Genomic DNA, 16,494 nt, shown 5'->3' on the forward strand with positions numbered 1-16,494 from the left:
CTTTTTATTATATAGAGTTTTTGTTTACCAAACAGGTCGTGTGCTCGATGCTAATTTCCCTGTATTTTCTTTAGTAACGAATGTTGTTAAATCCTCTTTAAGCATTTGCATTCGTTCGGCACCTATGTTTGCAATCCATCGTTGTTCTATTTCAGCTACTATTTCTTCTTTTGCTTTCATTACGGCTAAACCACGTTCGGTTAAAATAATGATTTTGCCTCTTTTATCAGTAGGATGCTTTTTGCGCGTGACATAACCACTGTTTTCAAGAGAATCGATCATTTTGCTTACAGCTTGCTTAGAAATCCCTAAATACTCAGCTAATTCTATACCTGTTGCTCCATTAGGAAGGATACGTTTAAACATAAAACCATGTGCTGGCCTAATATCTTCAAATCCCAATTCAATTAATCTGTCATGCAGTTCAGTAATTAATGTACTGAAAGATAATGATAAAAGTGAAGCAAGGTCTAGTTCGTTAAATGTTTGATGATTCATGTATATAACCTCCATGATTGTAGTCAATTAAGTTGACTACATGCGAAACCTATTGTACTATACAGGATATAGTCAATCAAATTGACTATATCCTGTATAGTACAAATAATAATTTATATAAATAGAGTTAACGGAGGTTTCATATGGTTAATATCGTAAAAATTAGAGCTAACGTATTTATTCCAATGTCTTGGACAGAACCGAAGAAGGATATGGAAACAGGAAAAATAATTCAATTCGAAGGTGATTCACGCGAATTTACACCACATGCGGTAAATACTATGCGCTCTAGAGTTGAGCAAGAGGTAGTAGTTGATTTTTATAAAGAAGAAGTGTTTTCATATGCGAATACGGGTATTACGACAGAGAAGGTTACGAATCCAGATGGTTCTGTGAATAAAAGAACAGGAAAAGCGAGTACTGAAAATATTGTGTGTACGAATATCGTATGGAATCCTGATAGTGTGCAATTTAAAATGAGTGCGAGCGCAAGTAATCCGTTAAATATATATGCACCTCCTGTAGATTATGTATTACAGGTATGTGTGAAAAAGGATGGAGTTATTGATATTCAAGGAGAGCATGATGGATTCCCTTGTTTTGAATTTTATAAGCAAGTAGATTTCGGTTCATTTGAAAAAATATATACACATGATTTTAGAGAAACTGGTGATACAGCTGCAGCACTAGGTGGAGAAATAGATTATAGTTTTACAAAGAGTTTATAAGAAATAATAATGCAGTGTAGTTGAGAAGTGCAAAAGCCAATAGGATCAGTGGCTTTTGCATTTTTACTATACGTTAGTAAGGTTCAAAAAAACAAAACGCTTTACAATATACCCTTAAGGGTATATGATATTATACAAAGTTACAAAGTAATGTATAATATAGTTATAAATACGGAGGTGGGTTGCATTGGAATACAATCAAGATATGAAAAATAGATTGAAACGTATTGAAGGGCAAGTTCGTGGTGTACTTCGTATGATGGAAGAAGGAAAAGATTGCCGAGAGGTTATTACACAGTTAACGGCATCTCGTTCTGCACTTGATCGTACAATTGGACTTGTTGTGGGAACAAATTTAGAGCAATGTTTACGTGAGCAGTTTGAAAGCGGTAATGGTTCAAATGAAGAGTTAATTAAAGAAGCGGTTCAATTACTTGTAAAAAGCCGATAATCTGTCAAACATAAGTGTTGACAGATTTTCAAAAACACTTTATTATACCCCTACAGGTATATGTATATAAATTATGGAGGAATCGACTATGAGTATAAAAGTGGATATGAGTTTAGATTGTAAAGGTTTGGCTTGCCCGATGCCGATTGTGAAGACGAAGAAGGCGATGGAAGGTTTGACATCAGGGCAAGTGATTGAAGTTCAGGCAACAGATAAAGGGTCTACTGTAGATATACAAAGTTGGGCGAGTAAAGTAGGTCATCAATATATCGGGACGAAACAAGAAGGCGATCTATTGATGCATTACGTTAGAAAAGCACATGAGCATGAAGTGAATGAAGTAGTGAATTATCCTCAAACAATTACAAATGCGGAATTGCAAGAGATATTATTAAGTGGTGAAGAGTGCATTGTATTAGATGTTCGTGAAGCGGCTGAATTTGCTTTTGGTCATATTCCATCGGCTATTTCAGTTCCGTTAGGAGAACTGGGCAGTGCAGCATTAGATCAGACGAAGCAAATTTATGTTGTTTGCCGAACCGGTAACCGTAGTGATGTAGCTTGCCACATGTTGAAAGAGAAAGGGTATGCAAATGTGAAAAATGTCATTCCAGGTATGTTAGAGTGGCAAGGGAATGTGGAAAAATAAAATTTTTTTAAATAAAAATATACCTATGGGGGTAATTAGATGAGCATTAAACCGTTATATGCAAAAGATGTTGCAGAGAAAGTTTTATTCGGAGAGTTGTTCATTTTAGATGTTCGTAATGAGCCGGATTATGAAGATTGGAAAATTGAAGGGAAACAAATTTCTTCTATAAATAAACCGTATTTTGATTTATTAGATGGTGTAGATCATATTGCAAGTGAATTGCCGAGGGAGAAAGAAATATTAGTCGTATGTGCAAAAGAAGGTTCTTCACTTTTTGTTGCTGAGCAATTGTTGGAGGCTGGCTTCCAAAATGTTTTTTATTTAGCTGGCGGTATGAAAGCTTGGAGTGAGTATGTGAAACCGCTAAAAGTAGGAGATGTACAGGGCGGAGGAAGTATATATCAATTTAACCGCCTTGGAAAAGGCTGTTTATCTTATATGGTCGTTTCAAACGGAGAAGCAGCAGTTATTGATGCGGTAAGAACTGTTGAAGCATATGAAGAGTTTGCGAAAGAGCATGGCGTTACGATTACGAATGTAATGGATACACATTTGCATGCAGACCATATTTCTGGAGGACGTAAGTTAGCTGAAAGCGTAGGTGGCACGTATTGGTTACCGCCGAAAGATGCGGAGGAAGTTGTTTTCTCATATAAACCGCTTGTTGAAGGGTCTGTTATTACGGTGGGGGGTACCACAATTGAAATTGACGCATTATACTCACCGGGGCATACGATTGGAAGTACATCATTTATTATAGATGATTCCTATTTATTATCAGGCGATATTTTATTTGTAGATTCAATCGGGCGTCCAGATCTTGCTGGAAAGGCTGAAGATTGGGTGAGTGATTTACGAGAAACTCTATATGACCGATATAAAGTACTATCTCAACAATTAATTGTGTTACCAGCTCATTATTCAAAAATAAGTGAAATGGATGAGCATGGTGTTGTGAGCGCAAAGCTAAAAGATTTATTTGCGTATAATACAGGGCTAAACATTGAGGATGTGGGAGAGTTTCGTAAAGTTGTAACAGAGAATTTACCACCTCAGCCGAATGCTTACGAAGAAATTCGTCAAACGAATATGGGTAAAATCCATCCGAGTGCGGATGAAGAGCGTGAAATGGAGATTGGTCCAAATCGTTGTGCAGTGCATGAATAATGAAATAAACAAATAAAAAATGGAGGAATCGACGATGAATGTAAAACAAGTATTAGATGCGAAAGGTTTAGCATGTCCAATGCCGATTGTAAGAACGAAGAAAGCGATGGATACTTTGCAAACTGGAGAAGTGTTAGAAGTACATGTAACGGATAAAGGGTCAGTTAAGGATATTCCAGCGTGGGCAAATAAAGGTGGTCATGACATTGTAAAGCATGTAGAAGAAGCTGATGTGCTGAAATTCTGGATTAAGAAGGCGTAGCACGTTTATAAATGTAGAGGGGTTGGTTATATGAAAACAATATTAAGTACGCTTTTCATTGTACTGGCTGCAGTGTTTGTTATTTCACGTTTTTTACCGGTAAAAGGTGTTCAAAATATAAGTGGGAAAGAATTAAAGAGTATAGCGGGGAAAAAGGGGAAACAATTTATCGATGTTCGCACAGTAGGTGAATATAGAGGAAATCATATGAAAGGATTCAAAAATATCCCGCTAAATGAGTTAGCGAGTAAGGCAAGCCAGTTAGATAAAAATCAGGAAATAATCGTTATTTGTCAGAGCGGGATGAGAAGTAAGCAAGCGGCAAAAGTACTAAAGAAATTAGGATTCCAGCACGTTATCAATGTTTCAGGTGGTATGAATGGTTTGTGAGGAGGGAATTTGAAATGAAAGAAATGACAGTAAAAGAATTAGAAGAAAAATTGTTACGTAAAGAAGCAGTAAATATCGTAGACGTACGTGAAGTAGAAGAAGTCGCCGAGGGGAAAATCTCAGAAGCGTGTAATATTCCACTAGGATTATTGGAATTTCGAATGCATGAGTTGGATAAAAAGAAAGAGTATATTATCGTTTGTCGCTCTGGCGGAAGAAGTGCACGAGCAGTTCAGTTTTTAGAGAGCTACGGTTTTAGAGCAATCAATATGGTAGGTGGTATGTTAGCGTGGGAAGGTAAAGTCATATGAAGTAAGTGATTTGAGCCTTTTTATAAATAAATGAATACCCCTATAGGTAATTGGAGGGAGAACAACATGGAACAACAGAAGAAAACAACAATTGTTTTATTTAGCGGAGATTATGATAAAGCGATGGCTGCTTATATAATTGCAAATGGTGCAGCGGCGTATGATCAAGAGGTAACTATTTTTCATACTTTTTGGGGATTAAATGCTTTAAGGAAAGATGAACATGTGAAGGTGAAGAAAACTTTCATAGAAAAAGTATTTGGAAAAATGATGCCGCGTGGTGTGGATAAGATGGGATTATCCAAAATGAATTTTGCCGGTATGGGACCAAAAATGATTAAAGGTATTATGAAAAAACAAAATGCGATGCCTTTACCAGATTTAATGGATTTGGCGAAAGAACAGGGAATTAAACTTGTAGCTTGTCAAATGACGGTAGATTTATTAGGGTTAAAAGAGGAAGAGATTATGGAAGGGGTAGAGTTTGCAGGAGTAGGAGCTTATTTAGCAGATGCTTCGGATGGGAATGTAAACTTATTCATTTAAATCACCTTCTTTTTAGAAGGCGGGGGATATAAGGTGAGTTTAGTCGTATTACTTTTTATAATTGGGTTTATAGGATCGTTTATATCAGGAATGGTTGGAATTGGCGGTGCGATTATTAATTATCCGATGATCCTATACATTCCGGTATTGCTAGGATTTACTGGTTATACGTCACATGAAGTGAGTGGTATTACAGCGGTGCAAGTATTCTTTGCAACTTTTGCAGGTGCATGGGCTTATCGGAAAAGTAATGATATGGATAAAACGCTAGTTGTGTATATGGGAGCTAGTATTTTAATAGGAAGTTTCATAGGGAGTTTTGGTGCTAACGTATTAGAGGAACATACGGTCAATATTGTTTATGCGGCATTAGCAACAATTGCTGCTATTATGATGTTCATACCGAAGCGAAATAATGGTGATAAAGTGAAATATAATAAATGGTTAGCAAGTTTGTTAGCGTTTATTGTAGGAGGAGCATCAGGCATTATAGGTGCTGGAGGTTCTTTTTTATTAGTTCCGATTATGCTAGTTATTTTAAAATTGCCGATACGTACAACAATAGCGACATCTATCGCTATTACGTTTATTTCCTCAGTAGGGATTACGACTGGAAAAGTGATAACTGGGCAAGTGGTCGTAATTCCAGCTTTCATTATTGCGATTGCAAGTATCTTTGCTGCGCCACTTGGAGCGCGAGTTGGGAAGATGATCAATCAAAAAGCATTGCAATATATGTTATCAATTTTAATTGTAGGCACTGCTGTTAAGATGTGGATTGATATGATATCGAAATAAAAGGATGGTGCTGCTTGCAGCCCATCCTTTTATTTATGCCCAAATAACTTTCATTAAGTTTTTATATTCGTCATTTGCTAATTTATATAGCATTCTCGTATGTTCAAAGACAAGTGCTGGATTAAAGTTTGGTTCTGAGAATGCAAGTGATGCTGAAATATCAATTGCATTTTGCTTGTTTAATGTGAATTTTGCAAATCGATAAGATGTGTTTAATTCATTGATAACGTGCAAAATATCATTTGTTGCTGTTGCATCCGGTACGTGAGCAACATTGAAGCAGTATATATCTACAGTAGGATGTTCGTTTTGGAAAGCAGCGATAAGTTGAATTTTTGCGCCAGCCTCTGTCTCTAATCCTACTGAAAAATGAACAGAACCATCATTTTCATCTATATTTTCTTCCATGAATATATCGTTTGACTTTAAGTAGTCTTTAAAATCTGAGATGTTATGTTTTACTGCAGCTTTCATATGTATGAGCCCCCTGATAATTGGAATAGATTGCTACTATTTATTATAATTTAAAAATATTAAAAAAGATAGTTAGAAAGTTCTGATTTTTAGTTTCGGATAAATAAAAAGAAGCAGTACTCTACCTCCATAGAGAACTGCTTCTTTTTTATTCATTGTCGTTAGATGATGTTTCTGTGTCTTCACTGCTATTTTTTTCTTCATTGTTACTTGATTCGCGTTCACTTGAATTTTCAGACTTAGATTCTTTTGTTTTTTCTGTGCTTGTTTTCTTTGAATCCGATTCTGTTTTTGTATATGCGGGTAATCCAAGATGAGCACGAAGATCGTTTGTAACTTTTGCTAATTCTTTTTTATCTGGATTGTAGTAATACGTTCGGCCGCCACCAGCGGATTTGCTACATGTATCGTCACCTTTTTCCATATAGCAGTCGTCACCTTGAATTTGTAATTTCTCAATTTCCGAATCCGATCCGTACTTATAGAATGAAAGCATATCATCAAATGTTAAGTTTGTAACAAATTGCCCGTTAATATCATCAATAATGTTACCAACTTTTGTTACAGAGCCAACGCTTGTTAGTTTGTGTAGAATTGCTTCAATAACGAGTTGTTGACGTTGCCCACGCATTGCATCACTATCGATGTGGCGCGTTCTAGCAAGAGCAAGAGCTTCTTCACTATTTAGCGTTTGCACACCTTTTTTCAGGTGAATCGCTTCAGCATTATCATTACTATCTTGTTCAGTAAATTCAACTGGTACATCGACTTCAATACCGCCTAAATCATCGACAATTTTCATAAATGATTTGAAGTTAAACTTTACAAAGTAATCAACAGGAACATTTAGTAATTTTTCAACTGCGTCAATACTTGCTTGTGGTCCACCATCTTTTCCATTTTTAGTGGAACCGTATGCATGAGCGTGTGTAATTTTATCTTTTTTCTTTTCCACAGGAATATAAGTATATGTATCTCGTGGAATACTTAATAGTTTTACAGTTTTGCTATCTTTATTAAACGTTGCAAGTAATAGTGCATCCGTTCTTATAGCTTCACCATATTCTTTCCCACGGACATCGCTTTCATCAACACCCATGATTAAGACAGAGACGTTATTTGTGATAGGTTTTACAGCTTTATCACGTAAATTAGATTTATCACCGCGCGCTAAATCATGTGCGGCATTTCGAACAGCAGAAGATGCTTTATTTACTAAAAACCAAGTATAACCGCCACCTACTATTAAAAAGAATAGTATAACGCTTATAATAATTTTTATTTTTTTCTTACTTTTTTTCGGTTTACTGCGTGTATTTTCTTGCAAAGATGGGTTTTGCTCCATTTCCTGTACTCCTTCATTTGGATTGAAATACGACACTCATATCCACTTATTATAATGAAATTTAGCGAAAAAAAACATTACAAATCATTTACATTTCGTAAAAATTCAATATATTTATAAAAAGTCGGATTTTCTATATCTTATTTTTCAGATGTAGAATAAGTATAAGGTTTTTTAGTAGAAATGAAAATATGTATTATGAGAAAGTGATAGGGAAGTAAGATTTGTTGAAATATAGCCAAGAAGAAATGAGTAGGATTACTCGTTTCTTCTATATAATAAAGAAGAAATTTACGGATAAAGGAGAGCGCATAATGAATCATACATCATTCCGAGCAATCGTTGTGAACGAAACAGAAAGTAAGCAGTTTGTAAGAAACGTTGTTGATAGAGAAGTAAGTAGTTTACCTGAGGGAGACGTATTAATACAGGTTCATTATTCTTCATTAAACTATAAAGATGCGCTTTCAGCTACTGGTAATAAAGGTGTTACGAGAACATATCCTCATACGCCAGGAATTGATGCAGCAGGAGAAGTTGTGAGTAGTGAAGATGCAACCATTAAGGTAGGCGATCAAGTCATTGTAACGGGTTATGATTTAGGTATGAATACTTCTGGTGGTTTCGGAGAATATATTCGCGTGCCAGCATCTTGGATCATCCCTTTACCAGGGGGAATGTCATTAAAGGAAAGTATGATGTACGGAACAGCAGGTTTTACAGCTGCTTTATCAGTATATAAGCTTATTGACGCAGGCATAACGTCTAGTATGGGAGATGTACTAGTAACGGGTGCCACAGGCGGCGTAGGAAGTGTAGCTGTTAGTATTTTAAGTAAGTTAGGATTTAACGTAGTAGGAGCAACAGGGAAAATGGAAGAGGAAGAGATGCTACTACGTCTAGGAGCGAAAAAAGTGATTCATCGTGCGGAATTGAATGATGAATCGGGAAGGCCAATGCTAAAAGGGATATACGCCGGGGTTATCGATACTGTAGGCGGCAGTATGTTAGAAGCAGCTTTAAAAATAGTAAAGTATGGTGGTTGTGTAACGACATGTGGTAATGTGGCAGGGCAGGAACTACAAACAACGGTATATCCGTTTATTTTGCGAGGTATAAGCCTTTTAGGAATAGATTCTGTGCAATGCCCAGTGGATGTGAGAAGAGATGTATGGACGCTTTTAGCAAGTGAATGGGAAAATAAAGAGCTACGATCTTATACAGAAGAATGTACATTAGAAGAGTTAGATGAAAAGTTTACACTTATATTGCAAGGAAGGTTAAAAGGAAGAACAGTTATAAATATGAAATGAAAAAAGAGACGCTTATAGTAGCGTCTCTTTCCTATTATAATGATTGTTTTAAATTGATTTTACCTTGTTCACCTAAAACACCATCAGCAATATTTACAGCGTGATCACCAATACGCTCTAAGTTACTTACCATATCAACGTAGATGATACTTGCATCACCTGAACAGCTACGTTCGTTTAGACGTAATACATGACGTTTACGAAGAACACGTTCCATTTGGTCAATTTTACGTTCTTTCGCAATAACCGTTTGAGCTAGTTCAGTGTCAAAGTTTGTTAAGGCATTGATTGCATCTTGTAATGTTGAAATTGTTAACTCGAGCATTTCATTTAATTCAGCTAGTGCTTCGTCTGATAGGGAAACACGGTTTGAAATTTGGAAATCAACAAGTTCTACAAGGTTTTCTACATGATCACCGACACGTTCAATATCTCCGACTACACCTGCTAAAACAGAATGCTTTTCAGAGTCTGTTGGTGAAAGTGGTTTTTCTGATAGTAAAACTAAATACTCGGTAATTTTTTTATCTAAATTGTTAATAGCTCCTTCTAATTGAGTAGCCATGTCAGCGTGTTTTTTGTCTTGTGTATTTAAAAATTGATTTGCTTCTTTTAATCCATGTAATGAAAACTCAGCCATACGGATGATTTCTTTTTGAGCTTCTGTTAAGGCAATAGCTGGAGATTGCTCAATAAAGATAGGATTTAAATGTTGCGGTTTGAAATCAATAGCAGAATCTTCACCACGAATAATTTTTGTTACAATCCATGCTAATACAGCGATGAATGGGAACTGAATGAGTGTATTCGTTACATTAAACGTTCCGTGTGCAAATGCAATTGTCATTTCTGGATTTAAGTTTAATGACGTTTGGAAATATTGAATTAAATTCGTAAAAGGTATTAATAAAATTGTAAAGACAACTGTACCGACGATATTAAAGATAACATGAACTAATGCTGCACGTCTTGCTGCAATAGAAGTGCCGATTGCTGCTAATACAGCTGTAATTGTTGTACCGATGTTATCACCGAATAATACAGGAAGGGCAGCTTGTAAATCAATTGCACCTTGACCGAATAGTTCTTGTAAAATACCAATTGTCGCACTTGAACTTTGTACAATTAAAGTGAAGACTGTACCAACAACGATACCTAGAATTGGATTGTCACTCATGCTAACCGTTAATTCTTGGAATGACTCTAAAGAGCGAAGAGGTTTCATACCTGTGCTCATTAATTCTAAACCGAAGAATAACATACCAAAACCGAAGACAACTTGACCTAAAGAATGTACTTTTTTATTTTTAAAGAAGAATAGTAAGATAGCTCCAACTGCCATAATTGGGAGAGCGTATTCTCCGATTTTAATTCCGATAATAAATGCAGTAACTGTCGTTCCGATGTTCGCACCCATAATAACACCGATTGCTTGTCTTAATGTCATAAATCCGGCACTTACAAGTCCGACTGTTAAAGCGGTTGTTCCTGAACTTGATTGGATTAATACAGTAACTAACATACCTGCTAGTACACCCATCAGTGGGTTTGTTGTAAAGCGATCTAAAATATCGCGAAGACGATCTCCAGCTGCTTGTTGCAGTCCATCGCCCATGTATTTAATACCGAATAAGAAAATACCTAATCCACCAATGAACTGGAAGATCATATCTTGAACATTGTATTCCACGCATTCCACTCCTTAAATTTCATGTACGATGTAATTATTAACTAAACCTTGATGTACTGTAAACGGTTTATAAGTAAAATTTACACTAAATTTACAAAGGGATAAAAAGTTTACAAATCTTTAAAGAAACAGCTGGATTTAATTGGTTTTATCCCTATATAAACAGTGTTTTTGTAAAGAAATCACACTTTTTAGAATAGTATTGTTCAGTTTATGAAGGAAAGCGTCTGCGAGTTCATCGTATATTTTTTGATGAAAGTTAAAAAAATATGTAGGGAAATGATTTTATTAAATTTTCTTTGTTACGCATTCCACTTTTGCACATAAAAAAGCTACTGAATTATCCAGCAGCTTTTTCTGTGTTTTTATCTCCATGCTTTTGTTTTTTTATACTTGTAATATAAATGAACAGGAAAGCAATAAGTAGTAGAGAGGAATAGCGATATACAGTTGCGTAGTTTGTAAAATGTGCAATGAATCCAAATATAATTGCGCCAGCACCAATTCCAAGGTCGAATGCTGAGAAGAATGTAGCGGTTGCGACACCTCGTCGGTGCGGTGATACTCGGTCGATCATCCATGCTTGCAGTGCAGGTTGAATCGCTCCAAATCCACTTCCGTAGCATGCTGCTGCAATAATTAAACTCGGAATGGTAGTTGTATACGACAATAAAATAATACCTGTAAACGTAATAATAACTCCTGGAATAATAACGAATGCATGGCCTTTCACATCGTATAATTTTCCAGAAAACGGACGAGTGACAGCGATTGCAAGTGCATTAAATAAGAAAAAGAGGCTTATATCAGCAATTCCGACTTCCGTAGCAAATAATGTAATAAAGCTCCCGATTCCGCCGTACATTAATGTAATACATAATATTAATAATGAAGGAAGTAAAGCTTTGCGCTCAATAAATCCATCGAGAAAAGTACCAGGTGTTTGCTGTGGTGGTTGCGGCGATTTTTTGATTTGAAGTAGTTTCGTTAATATTAATGAAACTACTGTACAGGAAAGTGCACATAAAAAAAGAATTGTGAAGTTATATGTTTGCATAAGCCAAAGTCCGATAAGTGGACCGAGCGCCATTGCAATCGTTCCGGAAAGGCCGAAATATCCCATGCCTTCACCACGGCGAGCTTGCGGAATTAAATCTGAAACGACAGTTCCATATGTAGTCGTTGTAATGCCAAAGCCAGCTCCGTGTAAAATTCGAACGGCAAGTAATAGGAAAACGGTTGAAGCGAAAAGATAACTACCCATAGCGAGTAAACAAATAGCAGTACCAATCATTAAAATGATTTTTTTATTAAATTTCTGTAAGGCGTTTCCAGTTAGCGGTCTAACAAAAAGTGCCGCCACGGTAAACATGCCGACAACAAATCCGATATTGGAACTTGTGCCACCAATTTCTTTCACATAAACAGGTAAAGTTGGAATTAACATTTGAAACCCTAAAAACATACATAAGTTTGCTAGAATTAGCGCCATAAACTCTTTCGTCCATAACGGTTCTCGTTTTACGAGTATTGCCTCTCCCATATATTCATCCCCTATATAAAAGTTCTCTGTTCTTTCGAGTATATGTATTGGTCAATGTAACAGTCAAGGAAGGTGCCTTGAAAACGTACAACAATTTTCGAGGTAAAAAAACTGACAAATTTGTGTAAAGACTACACAACTAGGAAAAAAAGATGTAAAGTATAGATGTATAGACTAGTAGTTGTTATGAATGATAGAAATTGATTTTTTCTTTAACGAAAGCGGATTCAAAAGTAGTGGAAGAGAAGGGGATATACACTTTTTCGCTACATATATTTGAAAAGGTTTACAATATGATGAAGAAAGAGGCGTGTGCATATGAGACGATTAGGTATTTCTATTTATCCAGAACATTCGACAGTAGAGAAAGACAAGGAGTATGTAACATTAGCAAGTAAATACGGATTTACACGTGTATTCACATGCTTATTGTCTGTAGATGGAGAGAAAGAGAAAATTATAGAAGAGTTTAAAGAAACGATCTCTCATGCAAATGCATTAGGGTTCCAAGTATTAGTTGATATTAGTCCAGCTGTTTTTGAACAATTAGGTATTTCGTATAATGATTTATCGTTCTTCCATGAGTTAGGAGCGTATGGTATTCGTTTAGATGTCGGATTCTCTGGTTTAGAAGAATCGATTATGACTTACAATCCATACGGCTTAAAAATTGAGATTAATATGAGTAACGGTACGAAGTATGTAGATAACATTATGAGCCATAGACCAAACCGTGAAAATTTAATTGGTTGCCATAATTTTTATCCGCATCGTTATTCAGGATTATCATACGATCATTTCATTACATGCTCGAAACAATTTAAAGATTACGGTATGAGAACGGCTGCTTTTATTTCATCATTTGATGCAACATACGGACCTTGGCCAGTAACAGAAGGATTATGTACGTTAGAGCAGCATCGTGAATTACCGATGACAACACAGGCGAAGCATTTGTTTGCGACAGAATTAATTGATGATGTCATTATTGCGAATGCATATGCATCAGAAAAAGAATTAGAGGCATTAGGTGCATTAAATAAAGAAAAACAAACTTTTGATATAGAGTTATATGATACAACAACAGAATTAGAAAAAATTATTGTATTAGAGGAACCGCATTTTTATCGTGGAGATGTATCTGAATATATGATCCGCTCGACACAAAGTCGTGTGAAGTATAAGAAAGAAGAGTTCAAACCGCATAATACACGCGAAATTAAGCGCGGGGATCTTTTAATTGATAATGAACAGTATGGTCAATATAAAGGTGAATTACAAATTGCTTTAAAAGATATGGTGAACACAGGAAAAACAAATGTAGTTGGTCGAATTGTGGAAGAAGAAATTTTCTTATTAGATTATTTACAAGCGTGGGATAAATTCGGATTTACATTAAAGAAATAGATAAAATGAAAAAAGGAAAAAACTACTGACCTCAGCAGCTTTTTCCTTTTTACCCCGCATTAACGGGCAGTAAGACCCCTACTTCAAAATTTAGTGAAAATAAAGAAGTTAGGTGGGGGATCAACTGCCCGTAAAAGCCCGATTGGTGAGGGCTGATAATCAGTGGGGGATGAACACCCCCCACTGATTAAAGTTTCACTTTATATAAGTGCGAGAGGAAGAGCTATGACAAAGGTGCATCAGCGATTAGTTTCTATTTTAGAGGAGTTTTTAGAAGAGAAATCGATGTTAAATCGAGCTTTTTTAGCGAGCCGTTTACATGTATCAACGAAGACGATTCAAAAAGATATAAAATTATTAAATGATATATTGGAAGAAAACGGAGCAAAAATAGAATCGCAAAGAGGGACGGGATACGAATTAGACATTATACAAACGAAGGAGTTTGAAGAGTTTTGCGTGAGTCTATTTCAAAAACAGACGGAAAAGATCCCAACTTCTTATGAAGAAAGGATAGCGTACATTCTGCGACGTATTTTAACGACAGAGGGGTATGTGAAGCTTTCACAGTTAGCAGAGGAGATTTATGTAAGTAAATCGACTGTAAATTTAATTATGAAAGATGTTACAGATATATGTGGTCGCTATCAATTACAAATTGAAAAGAGACCGTATTATGGTATGCGTATTGTGGGAGAGGAGTTTCATATTCGTTCTTGTTTATCACAATATGGTTTACCGCGTTATGACCATACTCCGTTTCACGAGCAATTTGAGCAGAGTGATACATATTTATCGTTACCTCATATACCGCTTATCCGTTCGGTTATATTAAAGTATATCGAAGGAGGAACGATATATTTATCAGATATAGAAATTGATAATTTAGTTATTCATATTGCAATTGCATTAAAGCGTTGTGAAGATCAACATTATATGAAAGGACTACATGCAGAGCAAGCTGAACTTATCATAAAGAAAGAATATACAATTGCGAAAGAGATTGTAGGGGATTTAGAGAAAGAGTTGCATCTTTCATTTCCCGAAGAAGAAGTTTTATATGTGACGATGCATTTATTAAGTACTGCTGTTACAGCGAAAGATTGTTATGAAAATGTGGAAGAACTACTAGGGAAAGATCTATTTGCATTCATGCAACATATTCTTTTTAAAGTAGCGGAAGAACGGAATCTTATTTTTTATTATGATGAAGAATTATTATTTGGATTTGGTGTTCATTTAAAAACGTTATTAAACCGTTTGAAGTATAAGTTAAATACGAGAAATCCTCTTTTGGCAGAAGTGAAAAAGAATTATCCGTATGCTTTTGAAATTGCGGTTCTTGTTGGAGATATAATTGGTGAATATACGGGAGAATCGATTCCGGAAAGTGAAATTGGTTATATTGCGATTCACTTTGGCGGAGCGATGAGTCGTTTACAAGAACAGAACCAAAAGAAAAGATGTTTATTAGTTTGTGCAACCGGTCAAGGAAGCGCACAGCTATTGAAATATAAAATTTTATCGCAGTTCCGAGATAAATTAGAGATTGTAGGGATTACAGGCTATTATCAATTGAAAGTAGAAGATCTTTATAAAGAAAAGATAGATTGTATTATTAGTACGATTCATATACCAAGTGGTTTGCCTGTGCCTGTTATAAGAGTAAACTCAATATTTGATGATAAAGAGATTAAGTCAATCGGTCAGCAGTTGTTTACGCATGTGAATACTAGTGTGCAGCAATATATGAAGGAGGATTTGATTTATTTAAATCATAGCGCCTCTACGAAGGAAGAGGTTATCCAATTTTTATGTGAGAAAGCTGCTGAGAAAAACTATGTACCAGAAAACTTTTATGATTCTGTTATGGAAAGAGAGAATACATCGCCTACAGCGGTTGGGAATTTAGTTGCGATTCCGCATCCGATGCAGTTATTAAGTGAGAAAACATTTTTGATGTTTTGTACACTTGATAAAGCGGTTGACTGGGGCGATAAGAAGGTACAAGTTATTATTTTATTTAGTGTAAAGCGCAATAATAATGAAGATTTACAAAAGCTTTATGATTTTTTATATGATATTATGTCTAGTCAAAGTGCGATAGAGAAATTAACGCATGCTGAAGGTATTGAAGATTTCCAAGAGGTGTTACTGTCTATATAAAAAAGTATGTAAAAACTTCCGTTATACAACGGAAGTTTTTTATGTTTAATTGTATGCGTTTTCATAATAAGATAACAATATAGAAAAAAGATAGCTTGGGGGAATTTAAAATGACTGATATGCAAACTCCATTTGCGTTAATTTTACATGGTGGCAACGCGAGAAGCGCGTCACTGGAAGCAATTGCTTTTGCAAGACAAGGAGATTTTGAGAATGCGAGTGAAAAGATGACACTTGCTAGTGAAGAAATTTCAGCAGCTCATCGCATTCAAACAGACTTGATTCAAGAAGAGGCAAGAGGAAATCATGCAGAAATCAGTTTACTGTTAGTGCATGCACAAGATCATTTAATGAATGCAATTACAGTGAAAGAACTTGCTGAAGAATTTATCACTCTTCATAAACGAGTAGAAGAGAAGGTGACAGTATAAGATGTACATTTTATTATGTTGTGCAGCAGGCATGTCAACGAGTATGGTTGTAAGAAAAATGCAAGAAGAGGCGAAGAAACAAGGGAAGAATTATAAAATTAAAGCAGTGGATTCAGAACTTGTGAAACTGGAAATAAAAAATGCTGATGTAGTTTTAATCGGACCACAGGTGAAGTATTTGTTTCCAGCGGTACAGTTTCTTGCGAAGTCATACGATATACCAGTTGCAATTATAGAACAACGAGATTATGGCATGTGTGACGGTTTGAAAGTACTGAAACAAGCAGAACAATTAGTTTTAGCATAATTATATTTTTTTAAA

19 protein-coding genes are annotated in these 16,494 nt (G+C 35.6%); 14 read left to right on the forward strand and 5 right to left on the reverse strand.

What is annotated here, in order from left to right; genetic code table 11:
• Window positions 1-24 precede the first annotated feature (24 nt).
• Window positions 25-498, reverse strand: coding sequence for a MarR family winged helix-turn-helix transcriptional regulator (locus tag ACTFOB_RS07060; protein ID WP_440028358.1), 474 nt, complete (start codon window positions 496-498; stop codon window positions 25-27).
• 143 nt (window positions 499-641) lie between these two features.
• On the opposite strand from ACTFOB_RS07060, the gene ACTFOB_RS07065 reads away from it, so the two are divergent.
• The 9 genes from ACTFOB_RS07065 to ACTFOB_RS07105 all read left to right on the forward strand — a co-directional run bounded on the left by ACTFOB_RS07065 (window position 642) and on the right by ACTFOB_RS07105 (window position 5,803).
• Window positions 642-1,226: a DUF3238 domain-containing protein gene (locus ACTFOB_RS07065; RefSeq protein ID WP_440028361.1), complete on the forward strand. Its 585-nt coding sequence runs from the start codon at window positions 642-644 to the stop codon at window positions 1,224-1,226.
• A 187-nt stretch (window positions 1,227-1,413) separates the two neighbouring features.
• Window positions 1,414-1,677, forward strand: coding sequence for a metal-sensitive transcriptional regulator (locus ACTFOB_RS07070; RefSeq protein WP_000456206.1), 264 nt, complete (start codon window positions 1,414-1,416; stop codon window positions 1,675-1,677).
• A gap of 88 nt (window positions 1,678-1,765) precedes the next feature.
• A complete protein-coding gene (locus tag ACTFOB_RS07075; RefSeq protein ID WP_151631586.1) occupies window positions 1,766-2,326 on the forward strand; it encodes a sulfurtransferase TusA family protein in 561 nt (186 codons plus the stop codon).
• A 39-nt stretch (window positions 2,327-2,365) separates the two neighbouring features.
• Window positions 2,366-3,496, forward strand: a complete 1,131-nt coding sequence (locus ACTFOB_RS07080) for an MBL fold metallo-hydrolase (RefSeq protein ID WP_440028364.1) — start codon at window positions 2,366-2,368, stop codon at window positions 3,494-3,496.
• Window positions 3,497-3,530: 34 nt separating this feature from the next.
• Complete coding sequence (locus ACTFOB_RS07085) at window positions 3,531-3,758, forward strand: sulfurtransferase TusA family protein (protein ID WP_001101361.1); 228 nt, start codon at window positions 3,531-3,533, stop codon at window positions 3,756-3,758.
• A 30-nt stretch (window positions 3,759-3,788) separates the two neighbouring features.
• Window positions 3,789-4,148 (forward strand): rhodanese-like domain-containing protein, encoded by a 360-nt coding sequence (locus tag ACTFOB_RS07090; RefSeq protein ID WP_440028368.1) that lies wholly within the window; start codon window positions 3,789-3,791, stop codon window positions 4,146-4,148.
• Between the two features lie 14 nt (window positions 4,149-4,162).
• On the forward strand, window positions 4,163-4,459 hold the full coding sequence (locus ACTFOB_RS07095; protein ID WP_440028371.1) for a rhodanese-like domain-containing protein: 297 nt from the start codon (window positions 4,163-4,165) through the stop codon (window positions 4,457-4,459).
• A 66-nt stretch (window positions 4,460-4,525) separates the two neighbouring features.
• Window positions 4,526-5,005: a DsrE/DsrF/DrsH-like family protein gene (locus tag ACTFOB_RS07100; RefSeq protein ID WP_151631581.1), complete on the forward strand. Its 480-nt coding sequence runs from the start codon at window positions 4,526-4,528 to the stop codon at window positions 5,003-5,005.
• 33 nt (window positions 5,006-5,038) lie between these two features.
• Window positions 5,039-5,803: a sulfite exporter TauE/SafE family protein gene (locus tag ACTFOB_RS07105; protein ID WP_440028374.1), complete on the forward strand. Its 765-nt coding sequence runs from the start codon at window positions 5,039-5,041 to the stop codon at window positions 5,801-5,803.
• Window positions 5,804-5,836: 33 nt separating this feature from the next.
• On the opposite strand, the gene ACTFOB_RS07110 is transcribed toward ACTFOB_RS07105, so the two are convergent.
• On the reverse strand, window positions 5,837-6,277 hold the full coding sequence (locus tag ACTFOB_RS07110; RefSeq protein ID WP_076535726.1) for a hypothetical protein: 441 nt from the start codon (window positions 6,275-6,277) through the stop codon (window positions 5,837-5,839).
• A gap of 148 nt (window positions 6,278-6,425) precedes the next feature.
• Window positions 6,426-7,622, reverse strand: a complete 1,197-nt coding sequence (locus ACTFOB_RS07115) for an LCP family protein (RefSeq protein ID WP_440028377.1) — start codon at window positions 7,620-7,622, stop codon at window positions 6,426-6,428.
• Window positions 7,623-7,936: 314 nt separating this feature from the next.
• Here ACTFOB_RS07115 and ACTFOB_RS07120 point away from each other — a divergent pair, with 314 nt between their 5' ends.
• Window positions 7,937-8,935, forward strand: coding sequence for a YhdH/YhfP family quinone oxidoreductase (locus tag ACTFOB_RS07120; RefSeq protein WP_440028380.1), 999 nt, complete (start codon window positions 7,937-7,939; stop codon window positions 8,933-8,935).
• 34 nt (window positions 8,936-8,969) lie between these two features.
• Here the strand turns inward: ACTFOB_RS07120 and ACTFOB_RS07125 are convergent, their stop codons facing one another.
• On the reverse strand, window positions 8,970-10,625 hold the full coding sequence (locus ACTFOB_RS07125; protein WP_440028384.1) for a Na/Pi cotransporter family protein: 1,656 nt from the start codon (window positions 10,623-10,625) through the stop codon (window positions 8,970-8,972).
• A gap of 340 nt (window positions 10,626-10,965) precedes the next feature.
• Window positions 10,966-12,168: an MFS transporter gene (locus ACTFOB_RS07130; RefSeq protein WP_440028387.1), complete on the reverse strand. Its 1,203-nt coding sequence runs from the start codon at window positions 12,166-12,168 to the stop codon at window positions 10,966-10,968.
• 318 nt (window positions 12,169-12,486) lie between these two features.
• On the opposite strand from ACTFOB_RS07130, the gene ACTFOB_RS07135 reads away from it, so the two are divergent.
• The 4 genes from ACTFOB_RS07135 to ACTFOB_RS07150 all read left to right on the forward strand — a co-directional run bounded on the left by ACTFOB_RS07135 (window position 12,487) and on the right by ACTFOB_RS07150 (window position 16,479).
• Window positions 12,487-13,575 carry a DUF871 domain-containing protein gene (locus ACTFOB_RS07135; protein WP_440028390.1) on the forward strand — a complete coding sequence of 363 codons (1,089 nt, stop codon included), beginning with the start codon at window positions 12,487-12,489 and terminating at the stop codon, window positions 13,573-13,575.
• A gap of 225 nt (window positions 13,576-13,800) precedes the next feature.
• Window positions 13,801-15,741: a BglG family transcription antiterminator gene (locus ACTFOB_RS07140; RefSeq protein ID WP_440028393.1), complete on the forward strand. Its 1,941-nt coding sequence runs from the start codon at window positions 13,801-13,803 to the stop codon at window positions 15,739-15,741.
• 110 nt (window positions 15,742-15,851) lie between these two features.
• A complete protein-coding gene (locus ACTFOB_RS07145; RefSeq protein ID WP_000131338.1) occupies window positions 15,852-16,172 on the forward strand; it encodes a PTS lactose/cellobiose transporter subunit IIA in 321 nt (106 codons plus the stop codon).
• Between the two features lies 1 nt (window position 16,173).
• Entirely contained in the window at window positions 16,174-16,479 is a 306-nt protein-coding gene (locus tag ACTFOB_RS07150; protein ID WP_061664791.1) for a PTS sugar transporter subunit IIB, read from the forward strand.
• Window positions 16,480-16,494 lie beyond the last annotated feature (15 nt).

The organism is Bacillus cereus group sp. MYBK79-1, assembly GCF_051915365.1.
Classification (GTDB): Bacteria; Bacillota; Bacilli; order Bacillales; family Bacillaceae_G; genus Bacillus_A.